The following is a 17,752-nucleotide window of genomic DNA, read 5'->3' as shown; positions in this document are numbered from 1 at the left end:
CAAACCTCCTGTCCTGTGAGGGAGAATTTCTGTCCGATAATTAATTTCGTACTATCCGTACAGTATACACCGTATGTCCAAAAATTACCCCCTCCGTGTCCAATTTTAGTTTACCACTTCAAGATTCACCACAAACCAAACACGAGAGGTGCTACGTGATGTCTCAATTATACACCAGTCAGCCGACAGTTAACAGACTCCTGACGACTTTTTCTTCCTTGTTCCCATCTGCGACGAGACGGACGCGCCATCTGCTGGCGTGGTTACTCATTGCTCAACTGGCTCTGGAGTCGGCGCCGTCGGTGCGCTGCCTGTTCCGGCAGTTCCTATCGAAGCAGACGGACGCATCGCTCAACAGCTATTACCGCGCCCTTGGCAACGGCCTCGTCACGGATGCATCCATTCGCCAGGCCTTGGCGCTGCAGGCGCTTGCCATAGTGCCAGAGGCACTGCGGCAGGAGCCTATCCTGCTCAGCGTGGACGACACGTCCATTGCCAAGGGGGGCAAGCACTTCGACGGTGTAGGCATCCTGTACGACCACGCCAAACACGATGGCAAGTCCTATTTCAATGGGCATGCCTTCGTCAGCCTGACGATGAGCGTGCCGGTCCTCCATGAGACCGCAGGCAAGCAGCAGATCCGTTATATCGCGGTGCCGATTGGCTACGTCATGAGCAACGGCGAAGCCTCGAAGCTGACACTTGCCTGCCAGCTTCTCGATGAAGTCATGCCAATCCTTGAAAAACGCCAGGTCATCCTGCTCTTCGATAGCTGGTACGCCAAGCGCGAGTTGCTCGCACATGCTCTCAGCTATCCGAATCTCAATGTGACCTGCAATGCACGCCACGATACGGCCATGTTCGAGTTGCCGGATTCGACGGCAGGCCGTCGCGGCCGTCCACCAAAGTACGGTAAACGCTTGATGCTGGACGAGATTGCCAATGATCTCACGAATTACCTTTGCCGGATGGACAACTATTTTGTTGCTCACCGTCTGGTGAAAACGCGCATCTTTGGCGACCATACCGTCCATGCCTATGTGACGCTGAGCAAGAGTGGCTCGTACCGTCTCTTTTTCAGCACCATAGATCCGATGGCGCTGCACATGAGCATTGCTTGGCAGGAGAACAAAGGGCTCCGCAACACCAGCTCCAAGCATATGGCGATTTACCCGCTCAAGCTCTACAAGCTCCGCTGGGGCATTGAGACGAACTACTACGAGCAGAAGATGTTCTGGGAGCTCGGCAGCTACAAAGTTCGCACAAAGACTGCGATTGAGCATCTGCTGAACCTAACGAATTCCGGGCACGCTCTCATGAAGATCCTGCCGTATGAGGACGAGCGGCTGAACACCTACCGGGACAAGAGCCCGCAAGAGCTGCGGCACGCGCTAAGCCAGCAGATCCACAAGGAAGTATTTTTCGCCACTTTGGTGTCCAAAGCCCAAAGTAGCATAAATTCAAGCACATTGCTCAAGGCTTTGCAAGCATTGGCTTGGGGCGATGAGCAAGCGGCTTAAAAGCTGTAAACTGTTGTATAATAGTAGAAAATTATGGAACTCAGGGACGGCAGGTGAAGCGACAATGGAACGGATTGAAGGAACAGTTACAACGGCAATATCGTATGCCAAGAGTATCGATGAGAAAGCGAGGGAACAAATCCGCCGCATGTGCAGCTATGAGCTGACGAAGGGGAGCCGGGTGCGGATTATGCCGGACGTCCATGCCGGGAAAGGCTGTACGATTGGTACGACGATGACAATCACAGACAAGGCAGTACCGAACATCGTCGGCGTGGACATCGGCTGTGGCATGTATACGATTGCTCTTGACAAGCAGCCGATTGATTTTGCCAGACTCGATGAAGCGGCTCACATCGTACCTTCCGGGATGAATGTCTGGCCTGAGAAACAGGCTGACTTCAATTTGCAGCGGCTCTATTGTTATGACAAGCTGAAAAAACTGTCTTGGATTGCCTGCAGTATCGGTACCCTGGGAGGCGGGAATCATTTCATCGAGGTCGATAAAACCCATGATGGTCGACATTATCTCGTCATCCATACAGGAAGCCGGAACCTGGAAAACAGGTGGCGGAGATTTATCAGCGCATGGCCGTTGAGCTGAATGCCCATGATGAAACACTGGAAGAACGGCTCCAGCATATCATAGCAGAATACAAGGCAGCAGGACGGCAAAAAGAAATCCAGAAGGCCATCCAGCAGGCGAAGTCAGAACAACGCAGAGAAAAGCTGCCGGAAGATCTTTGCTTTGTCTCCGGAAAATACCTGAGGCAGTATCTGCATGATGTGGCTCTTTGCCAGCAGTTTGCTAGACTGAACCGGGAGCAGATTGCCAAAAAACTGCTGGAAAGAGCCGGCCTTCAGCCCGGCGAAGCGTTTCATACCATTCACAACTACATCGATGTCGATGAGATGATTCTCAGAAAAGGAGCCATCGCCGCACATAAGGGTGAAAAGGTTCTCATTCCCATCAACATGCGTGACGGAAGCATCCTGGCACTCGGCAAAGGCAATGCCGAGTGGAATTACTCTGCCCCGCACGGCGCAGGCCGCATCATGTCCCGTACCCAGGCAATCAAAGAGCTTTCCCTCAAGGAATACCAGCAGGAGATGGCAGGCGTATATACAACATCGGTAAACGAAGGTACCATTGACGAGGCTCCTATGGCCTACAAATCCCTTGACGATATCTTGGATGTCATCGGTGACACCGTGGACGTTATCGACGTGATGAAACCAGTCTATAATTTCAAGGCGGCAGAGGAGAAGCATTTCTAAAGCATCGGGAAGTGAAGTGACATATATGGAAAAACTAGGGTGCATGAAACGGATTGATGACTTGCGGTCTATCTGGCCGCATGAGGAACAGGATTTTTCAAAATGGCTTGCCCAAAAAGAAAATCTGGAACAGCTGAGTGATGCCATTGAAATTGACCTAGAGCTTGAGGAAACGGAATCTCCAGTAGGAAGTTTCAGTGTAGACATCTACGCCCGCGAAAGCGGGAGTTCCCGTGGGATTATCATCGAGAATCAGCTGGAAGATACCGACCATGATCATTTGGGAAAAATCATTACGTATGCGGCAGGGAAAGACGCTGAAATTATAGTCTGGATTGTCAAAAGGGCTCGTGATGAGCATAAACAGGCTATCGGATGGCTGAATCAGCATACGGATGAAAATATTGGTTTTTTCCTGATTGAAATTGAACTCTGGCGCATTGGGGATTCGCTGCCAGCACCACGGTTTAATGTTGTAGAACGTCCCAACGAATGGGCAAAAACGGTGAAAGCTGCAGAAACCCTGACGCCGCTGCGGAAATTCCAATTGAACTTCTGGCAGCAGTTCTGTGACTATGCCTTCGATAAAGACAGTAAGTTCAGCAAGAGCTTCTCATGCAGAAAGGCTTTCGCGACCAATTGGTACAACCTGAGTACCGGCGTATCGTCTGTGGTGGTAGAATTTACAATCAACACATCCCGCCATCGGGCGACAGCGGGCTTGTATGTTGCCAAGGGGAAGGATTGGTATAGGCAGCTGAAAGATAATCAAGATACGATAGAAAAGGAATTAGGCGCTTCCATTGAGTGGTCAGAAGGTGAAAAAGATGGACGTATGCTTTTGACCAAGGAGCTTGATGCGGCGTTTGATAGAAAAGAATATAAAAACTACTTTGACTGGTTCATGGAAAAAGCACTTCTGCTCAAGAAGATAGCCAATCAGTACAACACCGATTGAAGTGAACACGGGGGTGTTCAAAATCCCTGCTATCGTTCGATTGTATCAAATACAGACACCTTTGAGAGCCTGCTTGTGGCACCGGCAATTTCTTTGGACTGCTCCCTGACAGCATGACAGATTCACGGCTTTATGGCGTGGAGCTTGACAGCATCACAGGAAGAATTGCAAAACAGCTCTATCCCGATGCCAATATCGCTATCACAGGCTTTGAAAAAGCCGAGTTCCCCGACAGTTTTTTCGACATTGCCATTGGCAACGTACCTTTCGGTAATTACAGGCTCAGTGAAAAGCGATATGACAACCAAGGATTTCTCATTCATGACCACTTTTTCGCTAAAGCACTGGATAAAGTGCGCCCCGGCGGTGTGGTTGCTTTTATTACCTCCAAAGGAACAATGGATAAGCAATCTCCCGAAGTCAGACGGTATCTTGCCCAGAGAGCCGAGTTGCTTGGTGCCATCAGGCTCCCGAATAATACTTTCTTGAAAAATGCAGGCACGGAAGTTACAAGTGATATTTTATTTCTGCAAAAGCGTGACAGACCGATTGATGTGGATAGGGATTGGATTTACCTAGATACCAACGAAAATGACATTACCCTAAACAGCTATTTTGCACAGCATCCTGAAATGATACTTGGTACTATGGAGATGAAAAGCGGTCAGTTCGGCATGGAAAGCACTTGCACGCCTGTTCCCGATGCCGACCTTGCTACGCTGTTAAAGACAGCTATGGCAAACATTGATGGAAATATCCCTGAAGCAGAGCTGCCAGATTTGGAGGTAGCCACAGCAACCACCCTGCCTGCTGACCCAACGGTAAAAAACTTTTCCTATACCCTTGTTGATGGTGAGGTATACTACCGCGAAAACAGCCGCATGGTGCGTCCCGAACTTAACCAAACAGCCAAGGAACGCATTGCAGGATTGGTGAATCTCAGGGAATGTGTCAATGACCTTATCCGCTATCAGCTTGAGGATTATGGCGAAGATACCATTAAGCAGGAACAGTCTCGCCTTAACTACCTATATGATAGCTTTTCCTCAAAATATGGACTAATTAACAGCCGTGGCAACAACCTTGCCTTTTCAGAGGACAATTCCTACTATCTCCTTTGCTCTCTTGAAGATGTAGACGAAAACGGCAATCTGAAATCCAAAGCCGATATGATCACCAAACGCACCATCAAAAAACGTGCTGACATTACTTCTGTGGATACTGCAAGTGAGGCTTTGGCGGTATCTATCGGAGAAAAGGCATCAGTAAACATGGCATACATGGCAAAACTCACAGGTTTGCCGGAAGAACAGCTTGCTCAGGAATTGACAGGTGTTATCTTTCGCCTGCCCGATCTCCAGAATGAGAATAACCCCACCTATGTGACTGCCGATGAATATCTCTCTGGAAATGTCCGTGAAAAACTCCGCACTGCAAAACTGGCAGCAAGGCTATCGGATATTTACAGTCCAAACGTATCCGCACTGGAGGCGGCACAGCCAAAAGACCTTGAGGCATCGGAAATAGATGTCCGTCTTGGTGCAACTTGGATTGATAAGGGCTATATTGAGCAGTTCATGTATGAGTTGTTTGATACCCCTTGGCGGCATCAAGGGCAGATTGAAGTGAAATATGCGCCTTTCACTGCTGAATGGAGTATAACGGGCAAAAACTCCATCGGCTACAACAATGTGGCTGCTTATGTTACCTATGGCACGGACAGAGCCAATGCCTACCGCATTTTAGAGGATGCCTTAAACCTTCGTGATATTCGCATCTACGACACTGTAACCGATCCTGACGGAAAGGAACGACGAATACTCAATAAAGATGCCACCACCCTGGCACAGCAAAAACAGCAGACCATCAAAGACGCCTTTCAGGAATGGATTTTCAAAGATGCAGACAGACGGCAAACCCTTGTCAGGGAGTACAACGAGAAATTCAATTCTATTCGCCCACGTGAATATGACGGTCAGCACATTAAGTTTAGCGGTATCAATCCAGAAATCGCCCTAAGACCTCATCAGGTAAACGCCATTGCTCATATTCTTTATGGCAACAATACCCTGCTTGCCCATGAAGTAGGTGCAGGCAAAACTTTTGAAATGGTAGCTGCCGCAATGGAAAGTAAACGGCTGGGATTATGCCAAAAGCCGCTCTTTGCCGTCCCCAACCACTTGACTGAACAATGGGCAAGTGAATTTCTAAGGTTATACCCGGCCGCCAATATCTTGGTAGCCACGAAGAAAGACTTTGAATCGAGAAGCCGTAAAAAGTTCTGTGCGAGGATTGCAACAGGAGAATACGATGCAGTCATCATTGGTCACAGCCAGTTTGAGCGTATCCCCATGTCTATAGAACGGCAGGAGCGCTTACTCCATGAACAGATCGATGAAATCATTGATGGCATTGAGGAAATTAAGGCAAGCGGTGGCGAGCGTTTTACAGTCAAACAGCTTGAACGCACAAAAAAAGGACTGGAGGAACGGCTAAAAAAATTAGAGGCTCAAGAGCGCAAGGATGATGTAGTGACCTTTGAACAGCTTGGTGTTGACAGGATCTATGTTGACGAAGCACACAGCTACAAAAATCTGTTCCTATATACCAAAATGCGAAACGTGGCAGGGCTATCCACCTCCGACGCTCAAAAATCAAGTGATATGTTTCTGAAATGTCGCTATATGGATGAGCTGACTGGCGGCAAAGGCATTGTTTTTGCCACCGGCACGCCGGTATCCAATTCCATGACCGAGCTTTATACCATGCAGCGATATTTGCAGTACAGCACTTTACAAAAAAACGGACTTAACCACTTTGATTGTTGGGCAAGCACCTTTGGCGAAACGGTAACGGCAATAGAGCTTGCTCCTGAAGGCACCGGATATCGTGCAAGAACACGCTTTTCCAGGTTCTTTAATCTGCCGGAGCTGATGGCGATGTTTAAAGAAGTAGCGGATATTAAAACCGCTGACCAGTTAGATTTACCGACCCCAAAAGTGATTTATGAAACAGTTGCAGTAAAACCTACGGAGATTCAATCGGATATGGTAAAGGAGCTATCAAAGCGAGCTGCCGAAGTCCATGCGAATAAAGTTGACCCTTCCATCGACAATATGCTTAAAATTACCTCTGACGGTCGAAAACTTGGGCTAGACCAACGCATTATCAACCCACTCCTTCCCGATGATAAAGCAAGCAAAGTCAATGCCTGTGTAAATAACATCTACCGCATTTGGCAAGAAGGTTCTGTGGATAAGCTGACACAGCTTGTATTTTGCGACATCTCTACTCCAAAGGGAAAAATCATGTCACTGGACGAGCGAGCGGCAAAGGCAGGCTCACAAGCCATTAACGGTGTTGAGCTTGCAGCACTTGAGGACAGTCTTCCGGATAGTGCGACTAAACCTTTTGCTGTTTTTAATGTTTATGATGATATTCGTAACAAACTGGTGGAAATGGGAATGCCCAAACATCAGGTAGCCTTTATCCATGAGGCAAATACCGAAGTGCGTAAAAAAGAACTATTTGCAAAGGTACGCAGTGGCGATGTTCGTGTATTGCTTGGCAGTACCGCCAAATGCGGCGCAGGCACGAATATCCAAGACCGCCTTGTAGCTCTCCACGACCTTGACTGCCCGTGGCGTCCGGGGGATTTGACCCAGCGAGCAGGCAGAATTGAACGGCAAGGCAACCTAAACGAGGAAGTCGGGATCTATCGCTATGTAACCGAGGCAACCTTTGATGCGTACCTCTGGCAGACTGTAGAAAACAAGCAAAAATTCATCTCGCAAATTATGACCTCCAAAAGTCCCGTCCGTTCCTGTGAGGATGTAGATGAGGCAGCTCTCTCTTATGCAGAAATTAAGGCGCTTTGTGCAGGTAACCCCAAAATCAAGGAAAAGATGGATTTAGATATTGATGTATCAAGGCTAAAGTTATTAAAGGCAAACCACCAAAGCAGCCAGTACCGCCTTGAAGATAATTTACTGAAATACTTTCCTGAGAACATAGAAAGAAATAAAGGCTACATCAAAGGCTTCGAGCAGGATTTACAGATCCTTAAAGCGCATATTCCAAAAGATGGCGAATTTATGCCAATGGTCATTAAGCGCGATGCCTTAACTGATAAGGACAACGCAGGAGCAGCACTTTTAGAGGCCTGCAAAGAAGTAAAAGGCAGTGAATCCGTGGAAATCGGCAGCTACCGTGGCTTTTCCATGCATCTATCCTTTGACAGCTTTAACAGGGAGTTTCAACTCTCCCTAAAGGGAGCAATGAGCCACCCTGCTAAGCTCGGTATGGATTCTAGGGGTAATCTTATTCGTATAGACAACGTTCTTGCCGCTATGCCTGAACGCTTAAAAGCAGTGACGGATCAGCTCGAAAATCTTTACAATCAGCAAGCGGCTGCAAAGGCAGAGCTTGGCAAGCCATTCCCACAAGAACAGGAGCTAAAGGAGAAAACTGTACGGCTCTCTGCCCTAGATGCAGAGCTTAATATGGACGCTAGCGGTCATGCTCCAACTACTGATGCTCTATGCAAAAAAGACCGCCCCTCGATCTTAGACAGTTTAAAGCAGTCACCAAAAGCAGGAAAGGAGCAAAAGTTAAAACACGAGAAAGAAATGGAGGCACGATAATGGCAAAACGAGTAAGAAATATTCAACTCCACTTCATGGTAACAGAACATGAACGCAGTTTTATAACAGAAAAAATGGAACAGCTCGGCACAAAAAATTTAGGAGCCTATCTTCGCAAGATGGCGGTGGACGGCTATGTAATACAGCTTGATTTATCCGATATACGAGAGCTGGTAAGTCTCCTTCGCCGCACCAGTAACAGCTTAAATCAACTCACGAAGCGAGTGCATGAAACAGGCAATATTTACGCCGATGACATTGAGGAATTAAGAAAAAGCTATGACAAGCTTTGGGAGACGGCAGACGAAATACTCTGCCGTATTTCTGCCATCTAAAATCCATATCATAGACAGACAGAAAAAGCTTTGGTACGCTTATCTCATAGAAATGGAGGTCGATTATATGCGAATACTGCTTAAAATATTGTTGTTTCCCATAACACTTATTGTATCTATCATTTTACTTGTATGCCAGTTTGTCTGTGTATTCAGCTCGATGCTGCTTTCAATTTTGGCATTTATCTTGTTCGCACTTGGACTCGCAACAATACTGCTTTTGGGCGAAACAAAACAAGGCATAAGCGCATTATTCATTGCCTTTCTCATCAGTCCTTATGGAATACCAATGCTTGCCGCTTGGCTGATTGGTACGATGGGCGGAATAAATGAAAGGCTCAAATCTATTTGATGCTAAGAGGGACAAAAGCATTTTGGTTATTCCTCCCCTAATTGACGCAAAGGAGGAGTGACACCATAAAGCAAGCGCGGCGAAGCCGTTTATCTTGATCCTTGCTTTATGGTGGCACTTCTGCTTTTTTATGTTTGGTTTTATGCAGTTTGGTTTTATGCAGTTTGGTTTTATGCATACAAATCATCTGGAGATTTTCCTTGAAGTAATGTATAACCTAGATTCTACGTCAGTACTTCAAAAAGCATAATCAAAGCCTTGATAAATATGCGTTCCTTCGAAATTCAGCTTTCACCCATTGGGTGAAAGAAAAGTGCTCAAAAATATGTTAAATTATCAGCTTTTATGACTCGATATTTGTAAAATAATAGTAAGAAAAGTAGTAAAAAGGGGTTCTAATTATGATTAATAAAATTGATTTCAAAGCTAAGAATCTAACATCAAATGCAGGTCTTTTTCTGCTCCTTGAGAATGCAAAAAGCAATGGGATTTTTGATTTTATTGAAAATGACCTCGTATTTGATAATGACTCAACAAATAAAATCAAGATGAATCATATAAAGACCATGCTCTGCGGTCACTTCATTGGCATTGATAAGTTAGAACGTCTAAAGCTACTTCAAAATGATCCCCTCGTCAACGAGTTTGATATTTCCGTAAAAGAACCTGAAACAGTGTCACGGTTTCTAGGAAACTTCAACTTCAAGACAACCCAAATGTTTAGAGACATTAATTTTAAAGTCTTTAAAAAACTGCTCACTAAAAGTAAATTGACATCCATTACGATTGATATTGATAGTAGTGTAATTAACGTAGAAGGTCATCAAGAAGGTGCGTCAAAAGGATATAATCCTAAGAAACTGGGAAACCGATGCTACAATATCCAATTTGCATTTTGCGACGAATTAAAAGCATATGTTACCGGATTTGTAAGAAGTGGCAATACTTACACTGCAAACGGTGCTGCGGAAATGATCAAAGAAATTGTTGCTAACATCAAATCAGACGATTTAGAAATTTTATTTCGAATGGATAGTGGCTACTTTGATGAAAAAATTATCGAAACGATAGAATCTCTTGGATGCAAATATTTAATTAAAGCCAAAAGTTATTCTACACTCACCTCACAAGCAACGAATTCATCAATTGTATTCGTTAAAGGAGAAGAAGGTAGAGAAACTACAGAACTGTATACAAAATTAGTTAAACTGAGATTCTACGTCAGTACTTTATAAACCACCCTCAAAGCATTGATAAATATACGTTCCTTCAAAATTCAGCTTTCACCCATTGGGTGAAAGAAAAATGCTCAAAAATGTGTTGAATTATCAGCTTTTATGAGTCGATATATGGTACAATAATAGTAACAAAAGCAGAAAAAGGGGTTTAAATTATGATTAATAAAATTGATTTCACAGCTAAGAATCTAACATCAAATGCAGGTCTTTTTCTTCTCCTTGAGAACGCAAAAAGTAATGAGATTTTTGATCTAGTTGAAGATGACCTCGTATTTGATAATGACTCCACAAATAAAATCAAGATGAATCATATAAAGACGATGATCTGTGGTCACTTTATTGGTATAGACAAGCTAGAACGTCTAAAGCTCCTTCAAAATGATCCACTCGTTAATGAATTTGATATTTCCGTAAAAGAACCTGAAACAGTGTCACGATTTTTAGGAAACTTCACCTTTAAGACAACACAAATGTTTAGAGACATTAATTTTAAAGTCTTTAAAAAACTGCTCACTAAAAGTAAATTGACATCCATTACGATTGATATTGATAGTAGTGTAATCAACGTAGAAGGTCATCAAGAAGGTGCATCAAAAGGATATAATCCCAAGAAACTAGGAAACCGATGCTACAATATCCAGTTTGCATTTTGCGACGAATTAAAAGCCTACGTCACCGGATTTGTAAGAAGTGGCAATACTTACACAGCTAACGGTGCATCTGAAATGATCAAAGAAATAGTAGCCAACATCAAAACAGATGATTTAGAGATTTTATTTCGAATGGATAGTGGCTACTTTGATGAAAAAATTATTGAAACGATAGAATCTCTTGGTTGCAAATATTTAATTAAAGCCAAAAGTTATTCTACGCTTGCATCCCAAGCAACGAATTCATCGGTTGTATTCGTTAAAGGTGAAGAAGGCAGAGAAACTACAGAACTGTTTACAAAATTAGATAACTGGGAGAAAGACAGAAGGTTTGTTGTGTCTCGCGTACTGAAACCAGAAAAAGAAAGAGCACAAATATCACTTTTAGAAGGCTCTGAGTACGAATACTTTTTCTTTGTGACAAACACTACATTGCTTTCTGAAAAAGTAGTTATATCCTATGAAAAACGTGGCAATGCTGAGAACTATATTAAAGAAGCCAAATACGACATGGCGGTGGGTCATCTTTTACTTAAATCATTTTGGGCAAATGAAGCGGTGTTTCAAATGATGATGCTTTCATATAACCTGTTTTTGTTGTTCAAGATTGATTCCTTAGAGCCTTCAGAATACAGACAGCAAATAAAGACCTTTCGTTTGAAGTATGTATTTCTTGCAGCCAAAATCATTAAAACCGCAAGAACTGTAATTATGAATTTGTCAGAAAACTATCCGTACAAGGAAGTGTATGAAAAATGTCTGGTATAATAAAGATATCATCTTGAAAATCGAGTGTTGCTCTGTGGATAACTTGCAGGGTTTAATAAGTATCTTTACTCAAAAGTTGCAATCAATAATTTATTGAAAAAGATTGAAAGGTGGTGGTAAATAATGTTACAATGTGGGAGTATCAGTTTAAATTCTTCGTGAAATAGTGTTCTTTTAAGCTAATAAAAAATGCACGTGGAATTTAGGTCAAAGAAAAGTAAAGAAAAATTTATTTATGGAGGTAAAAAAGGATGAGTCAAGTTGTTGATTTTTTAAATGAAGCAAAAACTTATTATTTTGCAACCGTTGAAGGAGACCAGCCAAGGGTCAGACCGTTTGGTGCAGCCATGGAGAGGAATGGCAAGGTCTATCTTGGTACAACCAATCAGAAAAAAGTTTATCAGCAGTTATTGGCAAATTCAAAGGTGGAAGTCTCAGGTATGGCAAAAGGAAAATGGATTCGGCTCACCGGCGAAGCCGTAATTGATGATACCGTGGAAGCAAGGGAAGCAATGCTTGAAGCAAATCCGCCTTTGAGAGATATGTATAGCGCTGATGATGGGAAATTCACCGTATTTTATTTGAAAAACATGCAGGCAGTTTTATATTCCTTTACAGGAGATCCGGAGATATTAGATAATTAATCAAAACATGCAGCCCAAGTGTAGAATGAACTGACCCCCATAAGTTAGACCAAAAATCTAACTTATGGGAGGTCATTTTTTATGGCAAAATACAGTTATGAATTTAAGTTACAAGTTGTTCAAGCATATTTAGATGGAGAAGGCGGTTATAGATATCTTTCAAAAAAATATGGAGTACCTTCAAAAAGGGATATTGAAAAATGGGTATTTGCATATAAAGCGTTTGGAAAAGATGGTTTGATGCGATCAAGAAAAAATGAAAGTTACTCTTTCGAATTTAAGCTTCATGTAGTAGAGTTATATTTAACAACAGAAGTTTCATATCAGGAGTTAGCTTTATCTGTAGGGATAAATAATCCACCTCTAATTGCCAGGTGGGTAAACGATCATAGAATTGCTGGTCCTGATGCTTTGAAAGTAAAGAGTAAAGGACGGCAAAAGAAATTGAATAAAGCAAAAGATAAATCTCCATTATTGAATGATAAGCAAAATAGCGATTTAGAATATCTGAAACAACTTGAAGATGAAAATCTTAAATTAAGAATCGAGAACGCCTATTTAAAAGAACTGAGGAGGCTGCGTTTAGAGGAGGAAGCTCTTCTGAAAAAACAGCGAGAATCATCCACAGCCTCCGAGGAGACTTCAAACTAAAAAATATTCTCGCAGTTACAGGATTTCCAAAAGCGACATATATGTATTGGAGAAAACTTTTTGATAGAGAAAATCCAAACGAGAAACTTGAACAAAAAATTCTTGATATCAGAAAGAAAAACAAAGATTTTGGCTTAAATGGGAAAAAGACAGAAGATTTGTCGTATCTCGCGTACTGAAACCAGAAAAAGAAAGAGCACAATTATCACTTTTAGAAGGTTCCGAATACGACTACTTTTTCTTTGTAACAAATACTACCTTGCTTTCTGAAAAAGTAGTTATATACTATGAAAAGCGTGGTAATGCTGAAAACTATATCAAAGAAGCCAAATACGACATGGCGGTGGGTCATCTCTTGCTAAAGTCATTTTGGGCGAATGAAGCCGTGTTTCAAATGATGATGCTTTCATATAACCTATTTTTGTTGTTCAAGTTTGATTCCTTGGACTCTTCAGAATACAGACAGCAAATAAAGACCTTTCGTTTGAAGTATGTATTTCTTGCAGCAAAAATAATCAAAACCGCAAGATATGTAATCATGAAGTTGTCGGAAAACTATCCGTACAAGGGAGTGTATGAAAAATGTCTGGTATAATAAGAATATCATCAATAAAATTGAGTGTTCTCTGTGGATAACTTGCAGAGTTTATTAAGTATCATTGCAGCAAAGATGAAATCAATGATTTATCAAAAATGATTGAAAGGTGGTTGTAAATAATGTTACAATGTGTGAGAAGCAGTCTAAATTCTTCGTGAAATAGTGATTTTTGAAGCTAATAAAAAACACACGTGGAATTTAGGTTAGACTATAAATAGAAAAAGGAGTTTTGACAATGACAGAGATTATCAAAGATTTATACCAATTTACAGAGGTAATGGAGCCGATTAAGCTTTCAATGCACCAATACTTATTGATGACAAATGAGCCTGTTCTCATTCAGACCGGAGCCGTATCACAAGCGCAAACTACCATTCCTAAGTTGCAAGAGTTGCTCGGTGAACGCAAAATAAAATACATTCTAATTTCTCATTTTGAATCAGACGAATGTGGCGGACTTGCTTTGGTTCTCAAAGAACATCCCGAAGCTGTCGCGGTTTGTTCCGAAACCACAGCAAGACAACTGATGGGGTTTGGTATTACTAACAATGTGCTTATTAAAAAGCCGAATGAAATATTTGCCGGAGATGATTTTGAATTTCAAGCTATCAGTTACCCATCTGAAATGCATATGTGGGAAGGACTTTTATTTTTTGAAAAGAAACGTGGTATTTTCTTTAGCAGCGACCTCATGTTCGGCATGGGTGAGAATCACGGACAAGTTATCGAAAGCAGTTGGGACGCAGCGGTAAAATCAAGCGGCGCAGATACATTGCCCAATCAAGAATCCGGACAAAAGCTATCCTCGGATTTGAGTGAGATTGAACCTAAGTTCGTTGCTTCCGGTCATGGGTTTTGCATTACGATTGTAGGATAAATCAAGCAAATAGACCTTGCAAAATAAGCATTTGCAAATATACCACTTCATAAAACCGTATACTGTAATTATCAAGATTTTGAACGATATTGAAAAACAGTAACTTAAAGGCTCGATATATTTATAATATATCGAGCTTTTTTCATGTCTAAAAACTTGGGGGTATATAGTGAAAAATACCGTCCCAACGTCCCAAAGGCTGATAAGTAGGCGCATTATATGGGTAATATTTAATCCAGCTAATTTTTCTTCGAAAGCTCCCTTTTCTGGTATAATATGATTTATATATATTGAAATTTCTTGAATGATTTAAGAGTTTTAGGAGGAAATATGGACCGTTTAGCTTTGATAATTGGAAACTCGAAATATCAGCGTGTTGGAACGCTAAAAAATCCCCAAAATGATGCTACCGACATAGCAAGTATTTTAAGTACACTTGGCTTTGAGGTTGATTATTATCTTGATTTGAACATCAGTAAAATGGAAACAGCAGTTAGAGATTATCTTCTTAAACTTGACGAATTTTCAACTGGATTATTCTTTTTTGCCGGACATGGTATGCAAATTGATGGAATAAACTTCTTGGTACCAACAGACTGCGAGCTAAAAGACAAGGCAAAAACTATGCTATCGTGTTTTAACATAAATAAGTATTTAGAAGGAATATCACATTACAAAGGAAAAACAAATATTTGTATTTTGGATGCTTGTCGAGATAATCCCTATTCAGTATCCAGTCGAGATATTATTTCTGGATTTGCACCATTTACATATCAACCCAAAGGAACAATTATTGCTTATTCTACGAGCCCAGATAATAGTGCATCAGACGGAGATGGAAGCAATGGATTATATACAGGGGTACTGAAAGATGCTTTGCAAATTCCTAATCTAAAAATCGAAGAGATGTTTAAATCCGTAAGAAAAAATGTTATGGAATTGTCAAATGATGAACAAATATCGTGGGAGCATTCATCGCTTGTAGGTGATTTCTATTTTTCGGTCAAAGAAATGCCAGTAGTGCCTGATGTTTCCGATTCTGATATTTATGCTTTTATTAAGGAGAAAGGGGATTATTATGCTAAGGTAACAGAGGATATTAATGATATAGAGTGTATGCCATATGTCGATGGTTATAACAAATTTAACATCCCAATCATAAAATTGTTGAGAGCTTTTTCAAGAATTGATTACAAGAAGAATGGAACAGTTTTTTCTGACAACACAATAGATCAGCTTAACATAAATTATCTTGAATCATGGGGATTTGCGAGAAAAAATGGACGTTGGTACTATAAGGATAACTATGTGGAAATGGGTGACCCTTTGCCATTGTCTGATGAATTAATGCCAATGATGCCTTCCGTCGGGCATGAAATAAATCTTGAAGGTAATATTCAATGTGCTTTTAATGCTGAAAAGTTATATATAGTTCTAACATCCAATTTCCCCGATGAAACACCATTGATTTTTACACTGAAAGGGAAAAATTACAATGCACAATCAAAGGCATCTGTATCATCAGGAATAGCAACCTCTGATGGGTTTTCAAATAATTCATCCATTATAGATGATGGTCTGTATCGCTTAGAAATATCATGTCCCATTAACAGTGTGTTACCGCCTTCAGTCAAAGGAGTATTTGGAGAGCGCAATAGAAATTTAACTGGTCAAAATGTTAAATTTGACCCTATAAGTGGCAACACAGCAAGTTTAAACTTCAATTTTGTTATTACAAATAATGAGCCAAAACTAGTATGAAAAATTCTACTAAAGAGTTGCCACACGGCAGCTCTTTTTTCTTGCCCAAAGGAGGTGTTATCCTGGCTACCACACGATTAATTTCCATGCACCAAAACAAAGGCAAATCCATTGCCGCTTGTCTTGCTGATCGTACTGATTATGCGAAAAACCCAAGCAAGACAAGCGATGGCGAATTTATCAGCTCTTATGAGTGCGACCCCAAAACCATACAGGGTGAATTCCTCCTTTCAAAAAGGCAGTATTCTGATATTAAAGGCAGGCAGCAAGAGAACGATGTGATAGCATATCAGATACGCCAATCCTTTAAGCCGGATGAGGTTTCACCGGAGCTTGCCAACAAAATCGGCTATGAATTAGGTATGAGCTTTACGAAAGGCAATCATGCTTTTATTGTTGCAACCCACATTGACAAAGCCCATATTCACAATCATATTATTTTTAATTCCACTTCCTTGGACTGCACAAAAAAGTTCAGGGATTTTTTAGGCTCTGGAAAAGCAGTCCGCAAAATTTCTGATCGCCTCTGCCTCGAAAACAGTCTGTCTATCATTGAAAAACCTAAGCGTGGAAAGAATCATTATGGCAAGTGGTTAGGCGATAAGAAACCACTCTCCCACTCTGAAAATATACGCCAGATTATTGACGAAATTCTTACAAAAAAACCTGCGAATTTCTCAGTTTTCTTGGAAGAAATGAAACTGGCAGGCTTTGAAATAAAACAAGGAACCCACCTGTCCTTCAAGGGAAAAAATCAGAAGAAATTCATTCGCCTGCGTTCTCTCGGTAATGATTATTCGGAAGAAGAAATCAAGTCGGTTATCAGTGGCGAGAAATCTCAAACTAATAAAAAGCACCCCAGCCAAAAGCCACAGCCTCGTGTTAATTTACTTGTAGATATACAGGCAAAATTGCAAGCCGGCAAGGGTGCAGGCTATGAGCAGTGGGCAAAAATCTTCAACCTCAAGCAAATGGCACATACTATCAACTTTTTAACGGAAAACAAGCTTCTTGCCTATGAGGATTTAGAGGAAAAATCGCAGACTGCCACCAGCAATTTCAATCAGCTCTCTTCAGAAATCAAGACTGCGGAAAAGCGCATGGCAGAGATCGCCATACTCAAAGCTCATATCATCAATTACGCAAAAACCCGTGATGTTTATACTGCCTACCGTAAGGCAGGCTACTCCAAAAAATTCTATGAAGAGCACACTGCCGACCTGCTTTTACACAAGGCAGCTAAAGCGACTTTCGATGAACTTGGGATGAAAAAGCTACCAACTGTTAAAGATTTACAAGCGGAGTATGCTGAGCTACTTGCCAAAAAGAAAAAAGCCTATGGATCATACCACAATGCAAAAAAAGAAATGCAGGAAGTGTTGACTGCGAAGGCTAATATTGATCGACTTTTACAAAGCGAAACGCCTGAAAAAGAGAAAGAAAAACCACTGGAACAGAGATAACCCATCCTATGGTTTT

At 41.7% G+C, this 17,752-nt stretch carries 13 protein-coding genes and 2 pseudogenes; all 15 read left to right on the top strand.

The genetic code is table 11. The features are described 5' to 3' along the window. Nucleotides 1-158 precede the first annotated feature (158 nt). Nucleotides 159-1,520: an IS701 family transposase gene (locus RVY80_RS09790; RefSeq protein ID WP_317330468.1), complete on the top strand. Its 1,362-nt coding sequence runs from the start codon at nucleotides 159-161 to the stop codon at nucleotides 1,518-1,520. A 64-nt stretch (nucleotides 1,521-1,584) separates the two neighbouring features. Continuing rightward, nucleotides 1,585-2,124, top strand: coding sequence for an RtcB family protein (locus RVY80_RS09785; RefSeq protein WP_317330467.1), 540 nt, complete (start codon nucleotides 1,585-1,587; stop codon nucleotides 2,122-2,124). After that, entirely contained in the window at nucleotides 2,088-2,798 is a 711-nt protein-coding gene (locus RVY80_RS09780) for an RtcB family protein (protein ID WP_317330465.1), read from the top strand. Before RVY80_RS09785 ends, RVY80_RS09780 begins: the two co-directional genes overlap by 37 nt. 25 nt (nucleotides 2,799-2,823) lie before the next feature. Then, nucleotides 2,824-3,756 (top strand): DUF4268 domain-containing protein, encoded by a 933-nt coding sequence (locus RVY80_RS09775; RefSeq protein WP_008858596.1) that lies wholly within the window; start codon nucleotides 2,824-2,826, stop codon nucleotides 3,754-3,756. A gap of 113 nt (nucleotides 3,757-3,869) precedes the next feature. After that, entirely contained in the window at nucleotides 3,870-8,399 is a 4,530-nt protein-coding gene (locus tag RVY80_RS09770; RefSeq protein ID WP_317330464.1) for an SNF2-related protein, read from the top strand. Beyond that, a complete protein-coding gene (locus RVY80_RS09765) occupies nucleotides 8,399-8,734 on the top strand; it encodes a plasmid mobilization protein (RefSeq protein WP_104410669.1) in 336 nt (111 codons plus the stop codon). The genes RVY80_RS09770 and RVY80_RS09765 overlap by 1 nt, the downstream gene beginning before the upstream one ends. A gap of 67 nt (nucleotides 8,735-8,801) precedes the next feature. Then, nucleotides 8,802-9,086: a CD1845 family protein gene (locus RVY80_RS09760; RefSeq protein WP_317330463.1), complete on the top strand. Its 285-nt coding sequence runs from the start codon at nucleotides 8,802-8,804 to the stop codon at nucleotides 9,084-9,086. Nucleotides 9,087-9,487: 401 nt separating this feature from the next. Then, nucleotides 9,488-10,288: pseudogene (locus RVY80_RS09755) on the top strand (IS1380-like element ISEcp1 family transposase); the annotation flags it as partial. 191 nt (nucleotides 10,289-10,479) lie between these two features. Next, entirely contained in the window at nucleotides 10,480-11,742 is a 1,263-nt protein-coding gene (locus tag RVY80_RS09750) for an IS1380-like element ISEnca1 family transposase (protein WP_031587700.1), read from the top strand. A 251-nt stretch (nucleotides 11,743-11,993) separates the two neighbouring features. Next, complete coding sequence (locus RVY80_RS09745) at nucleotides 11,994-12,386, top strand: pyridoxamine 5'-phosphate oxidase family protein (protein ID WP_000084746.1); 393 nt, start codon at nucleotides 11,994-11,996, stop codon at nucleotides 12,384-12,386. A gap of 81 nt (nucleotides 12,387-12,467) precedes the next feature. Then, on the top strand, nucleotides 12,468-13,037 hold the full coding sequence (locus RVY80_RS09740) for a helix-turn-helix domain-containing protein (RefSeq protein WP_198603983.1): 570 nt from the start codon (nucleotides 12,468-12,470) through the stop codon (nucleotides 13,035-13,037). A 139-nt stretch (nucleotides 13,038-13,176) separates the two neighbouring features. After that, a pseudogene (locus RVY80_RS09735) lies at nucleotides 13,177-13,632 on the top strand (transposase); the annotation flags it as partial. Nucleotides 13,633-13,870: 238 nt separating this feature from the next. Then, entirely contained in the window at nucleotides 13,871-14,512 is a 642-nt protein-coding gene (locus tag RVY80_RS09730) for an oxygen-binding di-iron domain-containing protein (protein ID WP_012766294.1), read from the top strand. A gap of 330 nt (nucleotides 14,513-14,842) precedes the next feature. Further along, nucleotides 14,843-16,273: a caspase family protein gene (locus RVY80_RS09725; protein WP_317330462.1), complete on the top strand. Its 1,431-nt coding sequence runs from the start codon at nucleotides 14,843-14,845 to the stop codon at nucleotides 16,271-16,273. Continuing rightward, nucleotides 16,270-17,736 carry a relaxase/mobilization nuclease domain-containing protein gene (locus RVY80_RS09720; protein WP_459350131.1) on the top strand — a complete coding sequence of 489 codons (1,467 nt, stop codon included), beginning with the start codon at nucleotides 16,270-16,272 and terminating at the stop codon, nucleotides 17,734-17,736. Before RVY80_RS09725 ends, RVY80_RS09720 begins: the two co-directional genes overlap by 4 nt. The last annotated feature ends 16 nt before the right edge of the window (nucleotides 17,737-17,752 follow it).

The sequence above is a fragment of the Veillonella absiana genome, assembly GCF_032970865.1.
GTDB classification, from domain to species: Bacteria; Bacillota; Negativicutes; order Veillonellales; family Veillonellaceae; genus Veillonella; species Veillonella absiana.
Note: the sequence above shows the minus strand (reverse complement) of the source record. Positions and strands in the feature narration are given on the sequence as shown.

Bases quoted from the DNA above. Each gene is read 5' to 3' on its own strand.
- RVY80_RS09790 (WP_317330468.1), top strand. From the start codon at position 159: ATGTCTCAATTATACACCAGTCAGCCGACAGTTAACAGACTCCTGACG.
- RVY80_RS09785 (WP_317330467.1), top strand. From the start codon at position 1,585: ATGGAACGGATTGAAGGAACAGTTACAACGGCAATATCGTATGCCAAG.
- RVY80_RS09775 (WP_008858596.1), top strand. From the start codon at position 2,824: ATGGAAAAACTAGGGTGCATGAAACGGATTGATGACTTGCGGTCTATC.
- RVY80_RS09770 (WP_317330464.1), top strand. From the start codon at position 3,870: ATGACAGATTCACGGCTTTATGGCGTGGAGCTTGACAGCATCACAGGA.
- RVY80_RS09765 (WP_104410669.1), top strand. From the start codon at position 8,399: ATGGCAAAACGAGTAAGAAATATTCAACTCCACTTCATGGTAACAGAA.
- RVY80_RS09760 (WP_317330463.1), top strand. From the start codon at position 8,802: ATGCGAATACTGCTTAAAATATTGTTGTTTCCCATAACACTTATTGTA.
- RVY80_RS09750 (WP_031587700.1), top strand. From the start codon at position 10,480: ATGATTAATAAAATTGATTTCACAGCTAAGAATCTAACATCAAATGCA.
- RVY80_RS09745 (WP_000084746.1), top strand. From the start codon at position 11,994: ATGAGTCAAGTTGTTGATTTTTTAAATGAAGCAAAAACTTATTATTTT.
- RVY80_RS09740 (WP_198603983.1), top strand. From the start codon at position 12,468: ATGGCAAAATACAGTTATGAATTTAAGTTACAAGTTGTTCAAGCATAT.
- RVY80_RS09730 (WP_012766294.1), top strand. From the start codon at position 13,871: ATGACAGAGATTATCAAAGATTTATACCAATTTACAGAGGTAATGGAG.
- RVY80_RS09725 (WP_317330462.1), top strand. From the start codon at position 14,843: ATGGACCGTTTAGCTTTGATAATTGGAAACTCGAAATATCAGCGTGTT.
- RVY80_RS09720 (WP_459350131.1), top strand. From the start codon at position 16,270: ATGAAAAATTCTACTAAAGAGTTGCCACACGGCAGCTCTTTTTTCTTG.